Origin of the sequence: Streptococcus oralis, from assembly GCF_001578935.1 — a bacterium.
GTDB lineage: Bacteria > Bacillota > Bacilli > Lactobacillales > Streptococcaceae > Streptococcus > Streptococcus oralis_R.
In genome coordinates, this window is record NZ_KQ969523.1 from 52,521 (window position 1) to 69,424 (window position 16,904).

Below are 16,904 nucleotides of genomic sequence, written 5' to 3' on the forward strand. Positions count from 1 at the left end.
ATCAGCATTTAAAAATAACAATAATTAGTAATTTTTTGAGCCAATCGATTGACATTCCGTTTAAATAGAGTATAATAGATAATGTAATAAAACAAATTACAACAAGAAAGGTTCTTATGAATATCATTAACCAAATGAAACAATTGTTTAAGAAGAAAGAGGAAACAAACATGAAAAACATTTTATTTATCGTCGGATCTCTTCGAGAGGGTTCATTTAACCACCAAATGGCTAAAAAAGCAGAAGACTTGCTTGCTGGAAAAGCAAACGTTACTTACCTGGACTACAAGGACATTCCGTTGATGAACCAAGACTTGGAAATACCAACCTTGCCAGCAGTTCAAGCTGCGCGTGATGCAGTTCTTGCAGCAGACGCTATCTGGCTCTTCTCACCAGTTTACAACTTTGCCATCCCAGGTACAGTGAAAAACTTGATTGACTGGTTGAGTCGTGCGCTTGATTTGTCAGAAACTCGTGGCCCATCAGCTCTTCAAGACAAGATTGTAACGGTTTCTTCTGTAGCTAATGGAGGTCATGAACAATTGTTTGGTGCTTACCAAGCTCTCCTTCCATTTGTTCGGATGCAAGTTGTCGGAGACTTTACTGGAACAACTGTAAATCCAGAAGCATGGGGAACAGGGGAACTTGTATTGAACGAGGAAGCTATTTCTGGACTTGAAAAACAAGCTCAAGCTCTTCTCCAAGCCTAATTTCTATAAAACATCTATAAAAACTGCTCTCCAAATCTTGGGCTCAAACTCTAGCATTTGGAGAGCAGTTTGTTTTGATCTTCATTGAGTATAAGAGCATGCGATTTCTCACTAGGAACAAAAACACCATCTGATAGAAAATCAGACGGTGTTTTCTTATTCTTTCAAAAAGTCTTGAAGGGCGGGCAGGGCCGTCTGGCTAAAGGTCTCGTCGATCCAATGACCTCCTCCTTCCACAGTCACGAGTTGGCTATTTGGAATGGTTTGACTGGCTTCTAGCGCATAGCGGTAAGGGACGATAGTATCATTTGTGCCATGAACGATAAGGGTCGGAGCTGTGATCTTCTCTTGAATGGTGCGGGCATCCCCATCCAGGGCATCAATCAAGTAGATTTTCCCAAGGGTGGCCCCGTGGTGGGTCAGGCTGTCTGGCAGATCTTCAAAGGCTGGGCTCCCAAGTTCTTGATAAGTTTCCTTGACATCATCAAAAAGGACAAAGGCAGGAAAGATCAGGGCTAATTTGTACACATGGTCTGGATAAGTGCTGGCGTAGAGACTAGCCACCACCCCACCCTGACTGACTCCAATCAAGCTCATCTGCTTAGGATTGACAAAGCTTTCGGAGCGGAGTTTGTCCATGACTTGGCTCAAATCAGTCAACTCGGTCTGGATAGACATATGGAGCATGTCCTGTCCCCCACTCTTTGACCGACGGCTTCCACCATAAAAGTCAAAGCCATAAACCAGGAAGCCTTGTTTGGCTAGCGCCTGCATATAACTCCGATACATGTCGTGGGTATTATTAAAGCCGTGTGAAATGACAATGGTTGGCAACTGTTTTGTTTGATAATCGCGGGGAGCTGTGATAGTTCCGACAAGATTTTTGTCGCCATAAACCACCGAATAGGCTTCTTCTACAATATCCTCTGTTGGAGAAAGGGACGAGGCTGTCCTTTCTTCCACTTGTGTCGTGCTGCTTTGTGTGGTTTCCTGCTGACTGGTTGTCGGCTTTTTCTGTGAAGACCAGAAAAAAAGAGCCAGTCCAATCAAAGCAAGTAGAGTAATCGAGATCAGATATTTCATGGGTTTCCTCTGCTTTCAGTAATACCACTAGTATATAGAAAAACGAGGCGATGCGCAAGAAATTGGTTGATTAGAGTTGTATTTACGGGATTTTATTTGGTAAAATAAATAGTAGAAAACATAAATGAGGGGAAGAAAATGAGATCACCAATGGATGAATTTGCTCAAAAAGCAGTAAAGTTTATAGAAGAATATGGAGACAATTATCCAAGTGATGAGGAAGCTTTACAAGCTTTTGTGGCCCAATGGAATCAGGCTCTAGCGACAGGAGAATCCTTCCTTGAGGAGACAGTGGAAGACCGAGCTTGGGAGCTTTTAGAAGAAGCGATGTTGGAGGAAGAAGGTTCTAAAAAGCGCTTAAAACTAGCAAGGCAGGCTTTGGAGTTGGATTCAGATAATCTGGATGCCAAACAAATCTTACTCGAGGAGCTCACTCCTGTAGAGGAACTAAGAGAACTCAAAAAACTAGAACGCCAGACACTCGAAGGATTAGAAGCTCCAGAATTGGGATGGCCTTATCTAGAGAATCGCCCCTATCTTTCCTTGAAATACAATCTCATCATCGGATATATGAAGCAGTCCATGTATCGACAAGCTGAAAGAGAACTGAAGGAAATCTTGCTCCTCGATGAGAACGATCACCAAGGCATGCGCTATGAACTGATGGCTGTCTACACTCGTTTAGAGGATTATGAGAGTGCCAAATCCTTTTTTGAGAAGGATGAGGTGGCTCACCATGAGGATGATCAGATGGTCTTACCGATGCTTGTGGTAGCACTTCAGACAGGGCATATGATGGAGGCTGACTTTTACTTTAAAATGCTCTATGCGCTCAATCCAGAGTTTGAACACCTTCTTAACCTCTTGAAAAAGAAAGATCCAGCAGTTCTTCAGAATCAAATAAAGATGTCTGAGGTAGGATTCTATCAACCAAACAGTATGCAAAGTCTTTTGTTGGCCTTATCTCGCTTGGGGGATTTTGTGGGAACCACTTACTTTATTACATGGTTACTGGAAACCCACGATGCAATGCCTAAAAAGGCAAAGAAAAATGGTGAAAGGCAAGACAGTCAGATCATTTCTCTTGCTCGAATGCTTAATCAACATCTGTCACCGGGTGAAGCCTTGCGTGGATTGTCTGCTAGTGCAGAGAGAATATTACGTCAAAAGGGCTTGGTAGACTTTAAAGATTTTAAAAAGAAAACTGAAGAGGAAGTTGCTGCCATATCAGGAATCGGAAAAAAGAGTATGGAAACTCTCAAGAAAAACGGAGTGATATTTAAGAAAAAACGAAAGAAATAAACTAAAATCCCTCATCTAGGAGCAGTTTTTCTAGATGAGAGACATACAGCTTAGGTTGGGAAAGAGTTTGGTTTACAAATTCTTTCTCTTTTTTGCATTTTTGGTTATGGATAGGGTGCTTTGAGGAATTTCTCTTGTTAGGTAGTTCAGCACTTGAAAATCATCTGAACTGGATTTGAGATCCACTTCATAGACAAGGCGCAATGCTTGACCTGTTTGCCCTGTGTCTAGAGAGATGAGTTCGACTGTTGAGCAAAATTGTTCCAAGTGTGTTTGGATTGTGGCTGTTTCTTCTTCCTTATTTGGTAAAGTAATCGTCAGTAGTCTTCGACGTTGAGGAGTGTATTTCCCTTGCTGGAATTCTAAAAGAAGCCAGATACCCAAAATCAGGAGCGTAGAGAGAATTGCCAAGAAGATATATCCAGATCCAGCAGCTAATCCAATAATCATCGCTAAAAAGATGGCAATCAACTCTCTGGAACCACTCGTAGCGGAGCGAAAACGAATGAGGCTAAAGGTTCCTGCAACAGCAATAGAGGTGCCCAGACTCCCATTGACAAGAAAAATGACCAGAGTCATCAAGCAGGGCAACAAAATGAGGCTAATTGCAAATTCTCGTGTATAGAGGGTACGAAACTTGTAGACCCAGCTGAGCGCACCTCCTAAAAGGAGGCTGATGAATAGAGCGACTAGAAGCTTGAGCGGATCGGCTGTAACATTGGTATTGGTAAATAGTGAGTTAAAAAGATACTGCATAAGGTTTTCCTACACTTTCTGTACAGGGCGTGGACGATAGGCAAGTCCTTGTGACTTATGGTAGGCACAACTGTATTTTGAAAATTTTTGCTCTACCAATCCATACTTATCTAGGATAGCCTGTAGCCATTGAGGTTTTTGTTCCAAAGATTTGACTTCCATAATGACAGCATCGTCCTCTAAGAGCGCTGCTCCGTCCTTGCCGGCAAAGAAACTGACATTTTGATCGCGATAGGTCAAGTTTTGATCAAGAGTCACACGAATTTTTTGATAAGGAAGGATTCCCCTTTCCCTTTTTTCTTTCAGCGAAAAGCGATCGTAATAGATATACATGCGAGAAGTGAGGGGTTGGTGGTAGCGTTGACGTAGTTCATGCACTTGCTCTAAAAGCGAGTAATCTGTCATCGTCTCATCTTCTAATCCGTGAGTGAGGAGCTGAGTGATAGATGTCGGGGTAGACAAGGTGCGGTATTTGTGTCCAATTCCATTCTCATCCTTGGATTTAACCTCTAGAAATGCAGGGCTGTCTACTGTTGGCTGATCAAGATAGGATCGCATGCGAATTTTCTCTTTACGAAAATTTCCCATTAAAGAATCTTGAATTAATTGAAAATCTTCTGTATCAAAGTAAATATTTGAAATGGTTGAGATTGGATAGTCATCCTCCACCAAATATTCTTTTAGGTCTTTAATCAAGGCGTCTACATCTGATTTGGAGACGAGATATTTGGTCTCAATTCGTTTAAAAGTAGTTTCAAGTGGTTTCATGTTCTTCTCCTTCGGTTTGTTTTCTTTATTTAATTGAAAATCAGTTTAATAAACTTTTCTGAAAGTTTCATTAATCGAACCTTAAATAAAACCAAAATTAAGAAAATTTTCAGGAATCTTTTAGATTTATTTTAGAAATAAACAATAAAATGTATAACTATATTACACGAATGCGAGGAAAGAATATGAAATCAAAAAAATGGACCTTATTAGTCACGAGTATGGCAACTGTTACTTTATTAACAGCCTGTGCTCAGTCATCGACCAAATCAAACGCAAATGCAACGACAACTAATACAGTGACAAGCACGTCTACTAAATCGAGCCAAACATCTTATTTTACAGACAAGGACTATGACACTTCCTTTGATGAAAGTACGGCTTCTAAGATTGAGCTATCTGGCTCATCTGCAAACGTCTCTGGGGATGGTGTGACAGTCTCTGGTTCAACAGTGACCATCTCAAAAGCAGGGACTTATGTCATCTCAGGTCAGTCTGATGGTGTTCAGATCAAGGTCGAAGCAGGTAAGGAAGACGATGTGCATCTAGTACTCAAGGGAGTAACTATGACAAATGCCAATGCCCCAATCTCTGCAACAACCGCAGGTCATGTCTATCTGACCTTAGCCGAAGGAACAACCAATAGTCTTTCTGATTCAAGCTCTAACAGTGATGACAAAGCGGATGCAGCTCTCTTTTCAAAAGGAGACTTGACCATCAATGGTTCGGGAACACTGACAGTAGAAGGTAAAAAAAATAATGGTATCAAAGCCAATGATACGCTCCATATCACAGGAGGCACCTTTAATATCACGGCTGTTGGTGACGCCTTTAATGTCAACGATGAACTGAACATCACTGGTACAACCATGACCATTGATGCAAAGGAAGACGCAGTTAAGGTAGATAATGATGAAGACCTTTCAGTAGGGAATATGTACCTAGCCAACAACACTATGACCATTACAGCGGGTGATGACGGCATCCACGCTTCAGGGAATCTGGTGATTGATAGTGGGGCTTACACCGTTAAGAATTCGACGGAAGGGATAGAAGGGAAAACGATTACCATCAATGGCGGAGACATCAATGTTTATTCAACAGATGATGGGGTCAATGCCGCTAATAAAAATGCCCAACAGAGTGATATTTCCTTTACCATGAATGGTGGGAACCTAACGGTAGAAGTCGGTCAAGGGGATACCGACCCGATTGATTCAAACGGCGACATTACTGTTACAGGTGGAACAATCAATCTAAAAGGTCCTTCTGGTTTTGACTTTGATGGTAAGGCAACTTATACAGGTGGTGATATTACCATCAATGGTGAAAAGCAGACAGAGATCGTCAACTCTATGCCCGGAGGTGGCTTTGGTCCTAGAGGAGATAGAAATCCTTGATAGAGCGTGTTAGTCTGTAGACAGTCTCTTTTGACTTGCCTTACGGTTAAACTAAATATCTGGATTTTTCCTTTTGTTTGAAGTTGTAAAAACTCTCTTAACATAGAAAAAACGCATAAAATCATGTTAATAAAAGCAGTGATTTTATGCGTTTTTAGTTACCTTATTCTTTGTCAGTTTGAATTAGAAATTTCATGTTTATTTCCAAGTGTTTTAATGATCTGGCAGAGCTGGTCGACTTCTTCTTGCTTGCTAGACCATGAAGTAGCAAAACGGATGACGGTATGCTTATCATCATATTTTTCCCAGTAAGAGAAACTCACATTTTGAGCCAATTTTTTCATCTGTTCATCATTCACAATACAGAAGACCTGATTGGTTGGATTTTCAAAATAAAGGGGGAGACCAGCATTTTTACAAGCTAGACGAATTTGGTTGGCGTAGGAGATCGCATCTTTGCCAATCGTCTGATAGAGTTTGTCTTTAAACAATTCGTCAAATTGGATGCCTAAAAGTCTTCCTTTGGCTAGAAGGGCGCCGTGTTGTTTGATAATGGTGGTCATGTGAGGAAGGAGTTGAGGATTTGGGATAACGACTGCTTCCCCGAGAAGAGCACCACATTTGGTCCCGCCGATATAGAATGCGTCGCATAAGCGAGCCAAATCAGCAAGGCTGACATCATTTTCAGGGCAGGCAAGTGCGTAAGCAAGACGAGCACCATCTACGAAAAGTTTGACATTCTTTTCCTTACACACATGAGAAATAGCTTCTAATTCTGCTTTTGAATAAAGAGTTCCGAGCTCAGTTGGTTGAGAGAGATAGACCATTCCTGGCATGACCATATGCTCATGATTTTTATCAGCCCAATAATCTTCAATGGTTTCTTTAATTTGCTGGGCAGTCAATTTTCCATCGCTTCCCTCTAGTTCGAGTACCTTGTGACCTCCAAATTCGATGGCTCCTGCCTCATGCACGCTGATATGGCCAGTTTTTGCAGCAATCACCCCTTGGTAAGATTGGAGGAGACTAGCAATCATGACTTGATTGGTCTGGGTTCCACCGACAAGAAAATGGACAGCTGCCTGCGGACAAACGCAGGCCTTTCGGATGCTTTCAACAGCACTGGCACTAATCGCATCGTTCCCATATCCGCTCATTTCCATTTCATTGGTTTCCATGATTCGTTTGAGAATCGCAGGATGGGCTCCTTGGAGATAATCATTGGCAAAATTTAAGATTTGGTTTGTCATAAGAGACCTCTTTCTTGGTTGATAGATCCATTGTACAGGAAATAATATCATTACACAAACGTCAAAAAATCATACAAACTATGATAAAATGGAATAGATAAAAGAAAAGGAGTGAGAAATGGATGCAAGTAAGTGCCAGGCAGTTCTAATCGCCAGTGAAACAGGTTCTTTTTCAGCTGCAGCAGAACAACTCAATTATACTCAGTCGGGGATCACGAGAATGATTTCGAGTTTGGAAGAGGAAATAGAATTTTCCTTGTTTATCCGCAGTAAAAAAGGAGTTCGCTTGACGGAGAATGGGAAATTGATGGTGCCTTATTTCAGGGAAATCGTTGAATCTAGTCAGGTTGCGCAAGAGATGAGCGATGATATAAAAGGAGTCGTTCGTGGTTCTATCACGATTGCCTGTTACTTTAGTGTATCTTCTATGTGGATGCCTCGTCTTTTAAAAGTCTTTTCAGAAAGTTATCCCAATATCCAGATCAAGTTGTTGGAGGGTGGGAATAAAGAAATAGCTAAGTGGTTGGCTGAAAAATCGGTTGATATCTGTCTCTGTGCAGAGCCCGAGGACAAGACGGACTATAGTTGGGAAGAACTCTATCGGGATCCACTTCTTGTTTGGCTACCCAAAAATCATCCTAAGGCTAGACAAAATCGCTATGAGATAAAGGATTTGGAGACAGAGGACTTTATCCAAACCTTACCTGGTCAAGACACAGACCAGGACAGACTGATCGAGCAGGAAGGTTTAAATTTAAAAACACGTTTTACAACAAAAGACGGTTTTACGACCTACCAGTTAGTAAAAGCAGGTTTAGGAGTGAGTTTTAATCAGGCTATGATCGCACAGGATTGGAAAGAAGATGTAGTACAGTTGCCTCTAAATCCACCACGTTTTGTCTCGCTGGGCCTTGCTTTGCCAAAACAGAAACCGACTTCTCCAGCGGTGCAACGATTTCTCAAGTGTATGGAAGAGGAGATGTCAGATTTGATAAAGACAACTCCTTGACACTCCGTCAGCTTTTGATACAATAGTACAAAATTAGAGGAGGTGGGCTATGATTCAGAAACATGCAATTCCCATTTTAGAGTTTGATGACAATCCTCAGGCGGTCCTTATGCCAACACATGAGGGATTGGACTTAAAGTTGCCAAAGAAGTGTATCTATGCATTTTTAGGTGAGGAGATTGACCGCTATGCGAGGGAAGTAGGTGCGGATTGTGTTGGTGAGTTCGTTTCGGCCACCAAGACTTATCCAGTCTACGTCCTCAACTACAAGGGCGAGGAGACCTGTCTGGCCCAGGCGCCCGTAGGCTCTGCCCCAGCGGCCCAGTTTATGGATTGGTTGATTGGCTATGGTGTGGAGCAAATCATCTCTACTGGTACCTGTGGCGTCCTAGCCGATATAGAGGAGAATGCCTTTCTCGTCCCTATTCGCGCTCTGCGAGATGAGGGGACCAGCTACCACTATGTAGCGCCTTCTCGTTATATGGAGATGCAGCTTGAGGCTATCTCTACTATTGAGCAAGTCTTGGAGCAAAGAGGCATCCCTTACGAGGAAGTTATGACCTGGACGACAGATGGTTTTTACCGAGAGACGGCTGAAAAGGTAGCCTATCGTAAGGAAGAAGGCTGCGCTGTTGTGGAGATGGAGTGCTCGGCTCTTGCGGCAGTAGCTCAGCTACGTGGAGTTGTCTGGGGGGAATTGCTCTTTACCGCAGATTCCTTGGCAGATCTAGACAACTACGACAGTCGTGACTGGGGCTCGGAAGCTTTTGATAAGGCGCTCGAACTCTGTCTTGCTATTGTGCACCACATGTGAGTGCTCTTACTGTTTTTATGGTAGAATGTAGCTATGTTATTCAAATCTTTTTTGGAAAAAATCAAGACGACGCTGGTTCGATTATCGCCAGCCCGTCGCATCTTTTTAAGTTTTGCCTTAGTGATCTTCTTAGGCTCGCTCCTTTTAAGCCTTCCCTTTGTGCAAGCAACAACGTCACAAGCGACCTACTTTGATCATCTCTTTACAACGGTATCCATGGTCTGTGTGACAGGGCTCTTCACCCTGCCAGTGGCCTCTACTTACAATATCTGGGGGCAGTTGATCTGTATGTTGTTGATTCAGATCGGTGGTTTGGGGCTTATGACCTTTATCGGAATCTTTTATATCCAAGGCAAGCAAAAGCTCAGTCTTCGTGGCCGGGAGACCATTCAAGAAAGTTTCAGTTATGGAGAAACCCAGTCTCTAAAGGATTTCATCCGCTCGATCTTTCTGACGACCTTTTTGGTGGAAGGGCTTGGTGCCTTTTTTCTGAGTTTCCGCTTCATTCCTGAATTTGGCTGGGGACGGGGGACTCTGACCTCTATCTTTTTAGCCATTTCGGCTTTTTGCAATGCTGGATTTGATAATTTTGGAAGTACGAGTCTGGCGGTCTTTCAGACGGATCCTTTGATCAATCTAGTGATTGCGGGTTTGATTATCACGGGTGGTCTAGGATTTATGGTCTGGTTTGACCTAGCTACCCAGTTGGGAAAGAAGAAAAAACGCCGCCTGCGTTTCCATACCAAGTTGGTTCTCTTTTTAACGGCGGGAATTCTACTCTTTGGAACCGTATCGACTTTGTTCATCGAGTGGAACAATTCTGGAACGATTGGAAATCTCAGCGCTCCAGAGAAACTGCTGGTCAGCTTTTTTCAGACAGTCAGCATGAGGACAGCAGGCTTTGCTTCTATTGACTATACACAGGCTCGACCGGTCACCTTGCTGCTCTACATCTTGCAGATGTTTCTGGGTGGGGCACCTGGAGGGACGGCAGGGGGACTCAAGATTACGACCTTCTTTGTCTTGTTGGCCTTCGCTCGTAGCGAACTATTGGGCTTACCTCATGCCAATGTGGCTCGGAGAACTATTGAACCTCGAACCGTGCAAAAATCTTTTAGTGTTTTTATTATCTTCTTGCTAACATTCTTGCTGGGCTTGATTCTGCTAGGGATAACAGCAGAGGGAAATCCGCGCTTTATCTACCTCATGTTTGAGACCATTTCAGCCCTTGCGACAGTTGGGGTGACGGCGAATTTAACACCAGAGTTAGGCAAGTTAGCTCTCAGTATCGTTATGTTGTTGATGTTTATCGGCCGTATTGGCCCCTTGACACTACTGGTCAGTGTAGCAGAATACCAGCCAGACAAGAAAGATTTGATTCACTATATGAAAGCAGATATCACCATTGGATAAGAAAGGAAGAACGATGTCAGATCGGACAATTGGAATTTTAGGCTTGGGAATTTTTGGGAGTAGTGTTTTGGCTGCTCTTGCCAAGCATCATATGAATATCATTGCTATTGATGACCACGAGGAACGCATTAATCAATTTGAACCTGTGCTGGCGCGTGGGGTAGTTGGAGATATCACGGATGAAGAACTCCTTCTATCAGCGGGAATTGACACCTGCGATACCGTAGTTGTTGCAACGGGGGAAAATCTGGAATCCAGTGTTCTTGCAGTCATGCACTGTAAAAGTCTAGGGGTGCCTACCGTCATTGCCAAGGTAAAAAGTCACATGGCTAAAAAGGTACTGGAGAAAATTGGTGCGGACTCGGTCATCTCACCGGAATTTGAAATGGGACGTTCGTTAGCGCAGAGAATTCTCTTCCATAACAGCGTAGATGTCTTTCAGTTGGACAAGAATGTTTCAATTGTCGAGATGAGAATCCCCCAATCTTGGGCGGGGAAAAGCCTTAGCCAGCTAGATTTACGTGGACGATACAATCTCAATGTACTTGGATTTCGTGACTATGAAAATGCTCCTCTGGATGTTCAATTCGGTCCCGATGACCTTTTACGGTCAGGCGCCTATATCATGGCGGTGATTAATAACCAACATTTGGATACTCTAACAGAGCTGAGTGAGTAGGAGAGGAATGCAACCTAAGATAAGCCTAAATTTGAACTAAAAAATCCCTTTACAAATCTAGCTTTTCATGGTACAATAGCCTTTGTGTGAAATAGCAGCAGGAAAGCATGAAGCTCGTCAACAGGTGTCTTATGACAAGTAACCTTGGCTGTTTAGGCGAAGGGCATCTGCACGAATCAGGGCTTTCTAAGTGACTATTTCCACCGAAATATTATTTATATCAGGAGGACATACACATGTCACGTTATACAGGACCATCTTGGAAACAAGCTCGTCGCCTTGGCCTTTCACTTACAGGTACAGGTAAAGAATTGGCACGTCGTAACTACGTACCAGGACAACACGGACCAAACAACCGTTCTAAATTGTCAGAATACGGTTTGCAATTGGCTGAAAAACAAAAACTTCGTTTCACTTACGGTGTAGGTGAAAAACAATTCCGTAACTTGTTCGTACAAGCTACAAAAATCAAAGGTGGAATCCTAGGTTTCAACTTCATGCTTCTTTTGGAACGTCGTTTGGATAACGTTGTTTACCGTCTTGGTCTTGCGACTACTCGTCGTCAAGCTCGTCAATTCGTAAACCACGGTCACATCCTTGTTGACGGAAAACGCGTTGATATCCCATCATACCGCGTAACTCCAGGTCAAGTGATCTCAGTTCGTGAAAAATCATTGAAAGTTCCAGCAATCCTTGAAGCAGTAGAAGCTACTCTTGGACGTCCAGCATTCGTATCATTCGACGCTGAAAAATTGGAAGGTTCATTGACTCGCTTGCCAGAACGCGACGAAATCAACCCAGAAATCAACGAAGCACTTGTCGTTGAATTCTACAACAAAATGCTTTAATTTTAAGAAATATCTTACAGAAAGCCTACAACAGTGGGCTTTTTGTTTTGTCTTAAAACGTTGATTTCTGGGTTTGCTTAGATATTTGCTAGATTGATTTCATTGCTGCTTCAAAGAATGAGACGGCTTTTTTGGCGTTCTCTTTTGAGAGGTGGCTATATATATCCATGGTCATACTGATTTGTGAATGACCTAGGCGGTGTTGAAGTTCCTTGTAAGGTATTCCAGAGTTAAGCAAGAGACTAGCGTGAGTATGGCGGAAACCATGAAAACCAATGTTAGGAACGTCAGCATGTTTGAAGTGGGTTCTTAATCTGGTTTGTAAGGTTCGATTATTGGGGTACTCATGTATAAAGTCAGAAAAGACCACCGTTTCAGTACGTCCAAGTTGCCAAGCCTCTTTTACTTGTCTACGTTTGTACTGTTTCAGCATGCTAACAGTTGCTTGATCTATATCTATATCCCGATAGCTTGCTTTTGATTTTGGGCTATTGATTTACCCTAGATGGTTTAGTGTCTTTGTAATGCTAATGGTTGCATTCTCTAGGCCAATGTCAGACCAGCTAAGCGCTAGGGCTTCATTGATACGATAATCGATTTCTATATACCAAAAATACCTACCGAGTAACTATAAGGTCAGCGCGAATCAAATACTTTCGCTTCATTCTTATGGTAAGTTGAATTAATAAAATAATTATGATATTCTTTTTCTATAAGGAAAGAATTAAAATGATTATAAGATAGTTTATTTAGAAAATTAGTCAAAATTTTTTCTAATTAATTTGGAAATCATTAACAAGGGGGATATTATGGCTGAAAGAATAATACATCAAGCTGATCTTCGAGCTATCGAGAACAACTTGCGCTCTATCCATGAAGGATTACGAACAATTGATGCTAGAGTTGATGTAGCAAACGAAAATCTTCAAATCGTGTACGATGAAATCGGTAGTTTAGCACAAGAATTTCATGAATTTGTGAATATCCAACAAAAAGCTAATAGACTAGGACAAGCTGAAACTCGACTAGTAAAAATCCGTCAGGAAATTGAGAAGAAATACGGACATTATGATATTGTTCGTCGTACTACCACAGGGATTTTACAAGCTGATGATTTAGGAATTGTCAAAAAAGAAACAATCAGTACTGCAACAGAAGAACTAATGATATCAACTCCAGGTTACTGGCTTGCTCCATGCTTGGTTGCATTAGCAGCATGGATAAATGATCAACCCGAGTTAGCTGAAAAAGCAGTCAAGGAAGGGATTAAACGAAATGATGAAAAAACCTCCCTTTTCTTTGCCTTAATTTGTAGAAGAGCTAACAGAAAGAACGCGTGCCTTAAGTGGACTCAACGTTATCTAGCTAATCAAGATGAAGAAAATCTCGACAGAAATTCTATAATTATCTTAGATGCTTTTGCGAGTGGACTCTTGGGAGCTGATACCGAAGGAGTCATCTCACGTCAAATGAATGAATGGCTCAGTCGACTTGAAGAAAAACCTGGTTTTACTGAACAGCAAACAGAACAATGGTCCGAAGCCATTAACTTAAAAAGAAGCGAACTAGATGAAGATTTATATCCTAACCTAAGAAAATATAGTAATAGTTGGCCTGTTCTAGAGGATATTTTAGAAGGTGCTCATCTCCATGAACAAATATTAAACTATCTAACTGATATTTTTGAGAAAAAAGGGTCTACAGAAAGCGTCAAAGAACAATTAGATGATATTTTAGACACACTTGTGACTGATTTTGATAACGAGGAACTAGCTCTTCGAAAACAAGAAAAATTCGAGCAGTTTGTGATTGACTTCGGAGGAGATGACAACCGTGCTAATCAAAACATGGATATTGAGGTGACTGCATTTGAAACCCATAAAGACTTCACCCAGTTGCTTACCGATGCAGCAATGAAACCCGAATCTTCTCACTCAAGTATATCAACCCAAAAATTTGCACTGGCTCTTTCTCGTGATTGGGTAACAAACGCTTATAATGACGTTACTGCAAAAAATCGCATGAAGATTCCTTACGAAATTGAAATTAATGTGGATACTTTTAATGATAAATCAACAGATGGCCAAAACGAAAACGAGTTGATTGAAAAATTCAATTCTCAGATTGACTCTGAAAAAGAACAAACTTTGTCAAACTACTTCCCAAGTTTATTTGATAAATTCCTTTTGTATGGTGGTATAGCTATCGGAGTAATCGGTTTAATGATGATTTTTGGGAATATTTTCTTAGGTTTAATAGCTATTATAGCAGGGATTTTTATGGTTCTTAAGCATAAATCTAATATTGAAAACATTGAAACGAGTCGCAAGAAAATTGAAGAACAATACGAGAATAAAAGAGTGAATGGTGAACAAATTATAAGAGCTACTCTAGCTGAAATTGTAGACTTTAGAATCGAATTCGCAGAGAAAGATGCTGAAAGCACTAAAGTTCTTGATTTCCTCGAACAAATAAGACCTGAACAATATGTAAACAAGTTGGCATCATCTAATAGAAAGATTAAAATTTGAGGAGGTAATTGACATGGATGAAAAATATAAAGGCGATAGTAAGCTATCATCTAATAACACCACTCCATTTAAGAGCATTAATACTGAAGAGGATATCACTGAAGAACCTATGAGCGTGTTTGCTGAGGGACTCCCTTCATGGGATATCGTGCCTCCACAATTGCTAGTCAGAAGGAAACGGCAAAAATAATGAATAAACCACAAACATATGCAGAATGGGTAAATGTCTTAACTGTTTTTAAAAACAAAGATGATGATGAAACAGTTTTAAAAATGATGAAATCTGGAACTATCGAATGGCAATACGGTGTGGCAGAACGTTTCTCTACAAAGTTAATTGACGCTGTTAATTACCGTATGAATGTAGCTTCAGATAAGTTTCAAAATGATTTACTAAAATCCCAAGGATACGAGGGAGCTATTATTCAAGCAATTCTTTCTTTGAGAAAAGAAATGACGTTCTTAGCTGAAGCAATCAGTCTTCCTGCAATTCCGGATAAAGAGCGACAACATTACCTAAATCTCGTTATAGAACAAGCTAATAGTATGCAAAAATCTTTAGAAGAATCTGCAAAACAGGATCGAAGCGGGAAAATGTCAAGTATTATTAGAAATCATAAAATTAATTCTTTTTTAAATAAAGGTGAACAGTAAATGAGCAATATAGTAAAAAGCAAAGAACTTCTTACGAGATATTCACTTGCAAGAATTCCTTTTATTGCTATCAATACCATTGAGCCAAGTAGAACATTAGGTATGTTAAAGGAAATATCTGAAGAATTACAACTTCCGTTCAACGTACATACTCTCACCAAAGGTGTGTATGATCTTAGTTCTGGTAAGAATGTTAACGATGATAAATCTGTTTATGGTGCAATAGATTACATGACGGACCAAATGCAAAAGAAACAATACCAAACTATTGTACTGACAGAAGTTCCGGATCTTAGTAATGAAAATAGCGATTCTAAACAAGTCTTAGCACTGGTCAATCTAGCCAATGAAACTGGAGGCGTTGTAATAGTTTTTACCAATACCCCTATTTGGAATCAACTTCAACGGCAAGGTATGACAGTAAAAATAGATTTACCTAACGAAGAGGAAATGTACTCAATAATTCAAGAATACATTGACGACTATCGAAACGATATCCAGATTGAATGGGACAACTCCGATATTCGAGAAGCTGCTGCAGCTCTCAATGGGGTAACTAGAATCGAGGCAGAGAACGTTATCGCTGCTTTGATTGCAAATAAGTGCATAAGAAAATCTGATTTAGATGAGATAAGATTTGCAAAAGATCGCCTATTCTCTGATATCTCTGGTCTAGAAAAAATCGTTGTAGATGATTCTGTAAAGGATGTTGGAGGACTTGAAGGATTAAGGAAGTGGCTTGATGAAAAGAAAGAACTGCTAACTCCCGAAAAGAAAGATATGTTACGTGAGAAAGGATTGCAGCCACCTAGAGGAATACTCCTAGTAGGTGTCCCTGGATGCGGAAAATCTTTATCTGCTAAATCAATTTCCGCTAACTGGAAACTTCCATTATATCGTTTAGATTTTGCAACGGTTCAAGGAAGTTATGTAGGTCAGTCTGAACAGCAACTCAAAGATGCTCTAACTACCGCTGAGAATGTATCTCCATGTATTTTATGGATTGATGAAATAGAAAAAGGACTATCAGGAGCTACTGGAGGAGCTAATGATGGCGGTGTATCTACTCGTATGGTTGGTCAATTCTTATTTTGGATGCAAGAATGCAAAAAACAAGTTTTTGTAGTTGCAACAGCTAATGATGTGTCTATGCTTCCATCAGAACTTCTCCGTCGAGGAAGGTTTGATGAGTTATTCTTTGTTGATTTACCTACTGCAGATGAGCGTAAAGAAATACTTGCTTTGTATTTTAAAAAATACTTAAGTCTAGAATTTGAAGGAGATTTTTCTGATAATATCACTCAAATAAGTGATGGTTTCACTGGTGCGGACTTAGAATCGACAGTTAGAGATTTAGCTTACCGAGCTATCGCTAATAACAATTTTATTCTCAATGAAGAGAATATCATGACTGCTTTCAATAATGTAGTCCCACTCTCTCAAACTAGCCCAGAAAAAATTGAGGCTATTAGAGATTGGGGGAAAGAAAGAGCTGTTCCTGCATCTGGGAAACCAATCGGTGAGGAGGGACTTGTTCATAAACAAAGTGGACTTAAAACAAGAAAAGTACTTGTTTAATAAGTTCATTATTTGGACACGGTAACTGTAATCTCAGTTTCGTGTCCATTTTTATAATTCCCTAAATGAAGATCTTTTTTGAGAGTATCATTAAAAGGAATCTTAAAAT

16 protein-coding genes and 1 pseudogene are annotated in these 16,904 nt (G+C 40.8%); 12 read left to right on the forward strand and 5 right to left on the reverse strand.

Features of this window, described 5'->3' with window-relative positions:
- Window positions 1-170: 170 nt before the first annotated feature.
- Complete coding sequence (locus tag SORDD15_RS08980) at window positions 171-710, forward strand: NADPH-dependent FMN reductase (protein WP_061416631.1); 540 nt, start codon at window positions 171-173, stop codon at window positions 708-710.
- A gap of 156 nt (window positions 711-866) precedes the next feature.
- On the opposite strand, the gene SORDD15_RS08985 is transcribed toward SORDD15_RS08980, so the two are convergent.
- On the reverse strand, window positions 867-1,793 hold the full coding sequence (locus tag SORDD15_RS08985; RefSeq protein WP_061416525.1) for an alpha/beta fold hydrolase: 927 nt from the start codon (window positions 1,791-1,793) through the stop codon (window positions 867-869).
- Window positions 1,794-1,931: 138 nt separating this feature from the next.
- Here SORDD15_RS08985 and SORDD15_RS08990 point away from each other — a divergent pair, with 138 nt between their 5' ends.
- Window positions 1,932-3,095, forward strand: coding sequence for a tetratricopeptide repeat protein (locus tag SORDD15_RS08990; protein ID WP_155718789.1), 1,164 nt, complete (start codon window positions 1,932-1,934; stop codon window positions 3,093-3,095).
- 72 nt (window positions 3,096-3,167) lie between these two features.
- Here the strand turns inward: SORDD15_RS08990 and SORDD15_RS08995 are convergent, their stop codons facing one another.
- Together SORDD15_RS08995 and SORDD15_RS09000 are read right to left on the reverse strand one after the other, a co-directional pair.
- Window positions 3,168-3,851: a DUF4956 domain-containing protein gene (locus tag SORDD15_RS08995; RefSeq protein WP_061416528.1), complete on the reverse strand. Its 684-nt coding sequence runs from the start codon at window positions 3,849-3,851 to the stop codon at window positions 3,168-3,170.
- A 9-nt stretch (window positions 3,852-3,860) separates the two neighbouring features.
- Window positions 3,861-4,619: a polyphosphate polymerase domain-containing protein gene (locus SORDD15_RS09000; protein WP_061416530.1), complete on the reverse strand. Its 759-nt coding sequence runs from the start codon at window positions 4,617-4,619 to the stop codon at window positions 3,861-3,863.
- A gap of 185 nt (window positions 4,620-4,804) precedes the next feature.
- Here SORDD15_RS09000 and SORDD15_RS09005 point away from each other — a divergent pair, with 185 nt between their 5' ends.
- The gene (locus tag SORDD15_RS09005; protein WP_061416532.1) at window positions 4,805-6,019 is read left to right on the forward strand and encodes a carbohydrate-binding domain-containing protein; all 1,215 of its coding nucleotides are present in this window, start codon (window positions 4,805-4,807) and stop codon (window positions 6,017-6,019) included.
- Between the two features lie 173 nt (window positions 6,020-6,192).
- Here SORDD15_RS09005 and SORDD15_RS09010 read toward each other — a convergent pair whose 3' ends face one another.
- The gene (locus SORDD15_RS09010) at window positions 6,193-7,257 is read right to left on the reverse strand and encodes a threonine aldolase family protein (protein ID WP_196756228.1); all 1,065 of its coding nucleotides are present in this window, start codon (window positions 7,255-7,257) and stop codon (window positions 6,193-6,195) included.
- Window positions 7,258-7,387: 130 nt separating this feature from the next.
- Between SORDD15_RS09010 and SORDD15_RS09015 the strand changes: the two genes are divergently transcribed.
- The 5 genes from SORDD15_RS09015 (at window position 7,388) to rpsD (ending at window position 12,032) form a co-directional block, all read left to right on the forward strand.
- Complete coding sequence (locus SORDD15_RS09015) at window positions 7,388-8,278, forward strand: LysR family transcriptional regulator (protein WP_061416536.1); 891 nt, start codon at window positions 7,388-7,390, stop codon at window positions 8,276-8,278.
- 49 nt (window positions 8,279-8,327) lie between these two features.
- Window positions 8,328-9,092 carry a nucleoside phosphorylase gene (locus SORDD15_RS09020; protein ID WP_061416538.1) on the forward strand — a complete coding sequence of 255 codons (765 nt, stop codon included), beginning with the start codon at window positions 8,328-8,330 and terminating at the stop codon, window positions 9,090-9,092.
- A gap of 33 nt (window positions 9,093-9,125) precedes the next feature.
- The gene (locus tag SORDD15_RS09025; RefSeq protein WP_061416540.1) at window positions 9,126-10,505 is read left to right on the forward strand and encodes a TrkH family potassium uptake protein; all 1,380 of its coding nucleotides are present in this window, start codon (window positions 9,126-9,128) and stop codon (window positions 10,503-10,505) included.
- A gap of 13 nt (window positions 10,506-10,518) precedes the next feature.
- Window positions 10,519-11,184, forward strand: a complete 666-nt coding sequence (locus tag SORDD15_RS09030; RefSeq protein ID WP_001283889.1) for a potassium channel family protein — start codon at window positions 10,519-10,521, stop codon at window positions 11,182-11,184.
- Between the two features lie 236 nt (window positions 11,185-11,420).
- Complete coding sequence (gene rpsD, locus SORDD15_RS09035) at window positions 11,421-12,032, forward strand: 30S ribosomal protein S4 (RefSeq protein WP_000092756.1); 612 nt, start codon at window positions 11,421-11,423, stop codon at window positions 12,030-12,032.
- A gap of 88 nt (window positions 12,033-12,120) precedes the next feature.
- Here rpsD and SORDD15_RS09040 read toward each other — a convergent pair.
- Window positions 12,121-12,624: pseudogene (locus SORDD15_RS09040) on the reverse strand (site-specific integrase); the annotation flags it as partial.
- Between the two features lie 217 nt (window positions 12,625-12,841).
- Here SORDD15_RS09040 and SORDD15_RS09045 point away from each other — a divergent pair.
- The 4 genes from SORDD15_RS09045 to SORDD15_RS09055 are packed head-to-tail and all read left to right on the forward strand — an operon-like array spanning window position 12,842 to window position 16,795.
- Window positions 12,842-14,563 (forward strand): hypothetical protein, encoded by a 1,722-nt coding sequence (locus tag SORDD15_RS09045; protein ID WP_061416542.1) that lies wholly within the window; start codon window positions 12,842-12,844, stop codon window positions 14,561-14,563.
- Between the two features lie 13 nt (window positions 14,564-14,576).
- Entirely contained in the window at window positions 14,577-14,753 is a 177-nt protein-coding gene (locus SORDD15_RS10315) for a hypothetical protein (protein WP_000343799.1), read from the forward strand.
- Complete coding sequence (locus SORDD15_RS09050; RefSeq protein ID WP_061416544.1) at window positions 14,753-15,217, forward strand: hypothetical protein; 465 nt, start codon at window positions 14,753-14,755, stop codon at window positions 15,215-15,217. The genes SORDD15_RS10315 and SORDD15_RS09050 overlap by 1 nt, the downstream gene beginning before the upstream one ends.
- Window positions 15,218-16,795 (forward strand): AAA family ATPase, encoded by a 1,578-nt coding sequence (locus tag SORDD15_RS09055; RefSeq protein WP_061416546.1) that lies wholly within the window; start codon window positions 15,218-15,220, stop codon window positions 16,793-16,795.
- Window positions 16,796-16,904: the final 109 nt, after the last annotated feature.

Bases quoted from the DNA above. Each gene is read 5' to 3' on its own strand.
- SORDD15_RS08980 (WP_061416631.1), top strand. From the start codon at position 171: ATGAAAAACATTTTATTTATCGTCGGATCTCTTCGAGAGGGTTCATTT.
- SORDD15_RS08985 (WP_061416525.1), bottom strand. From the start codon at position 1,793: ATGAAATATCTGATCTCGATTACTCTACTTGCTTTGATTGGACTGGCT.
- SORDD15_RS08990 (WP_155718789.1), top strand. From the start codon at position 1,932: ATGAGATCACCAATGGATGAATTTGCTCAAAAAGCAGTAAAGTTTATA.
- SORDD15_RS08995 (WP_061416528.1), bottom strand. From the start codon at position 3,851: ATGCAGTATCTTTTTAACTCACTATTTACCAATACCAATGTTACAGCC.
- SORDD15_RS09000 (WP_061416530.1), bottom strand. From the start codon at position 4,619: ATGAAACCACTTGAAACTACTTTTAAACGAATTGAGACCAAATATCTC.
- SORDD15_RS09005 (WP_061416532.1), top strand. From the start codon at position 4,805: ATGAAATCAAAAAAATGGACCTTATTAGTCACGAGTATGGCAACTGTT.
- SORDD15_RS09015 (WP_061416536.1), top strand. From the start codon at position 7,388: ATGGATGCAAGTAAGTGCCAGGCAGTTCTAATCGCCAGTGAAACAGGT.
- SORDD15_RS09020 (WP_061416538.1), top strand. From the start codon at position 8,328: ATGATTCAGAAACATGCAATTCCCATTTTAGAGTTTGATGACAATCCT.
- SORDD15_RS09025 (WP_061416540.1), top strand. From the start codon at position 9,126: ATGTTATTCAAATCTTTTTTGGAAAAAATCAAGACGACGCTGGTTCGA.
- SORDD15_RS09030 (WP_001283889.1), top strand. From the start codon at position 10,519: ATGTCAGATCGGACAATTGGAATTTTAGGCTTGGGAATTTTTGGGAGT.
- rpsD (WP_000092756.1), top strand. From the start codon at position 11,421: ATGTCACGTTATACAGGACCATCTTGGAAACAAGCTCGTCGCCTTGGC.
- SORDD15_RS09045 (WP_061416542.1), top strand. From the start codon at position 12,842: ATGGCTGAAAGAATAATACATCAAGCTGATCTTCGAGCTATCGAGAAC.
- SORDD15_RS10315 (WP_000343799.1), top strand. From the start codon at position 14,577: ATGGATGAAAAATATAAAGGCGATAGTAAGCTATCATCTAATAACACC.
- SORDD15_RS09050 (WP_061416544.1), top strand. From the start codon at position 14,753: ATGAATAAACCACAAACATATGCAGAATGGGTAAATGTCTTAACTGTT.
- SORDD15_RS09055 (WP_061416546.1), top strand. From the start codon at position 15,218: ATGAGCAATATAGTAAAAAGCAAAGAACTTCTTACGAGATATTCACTT.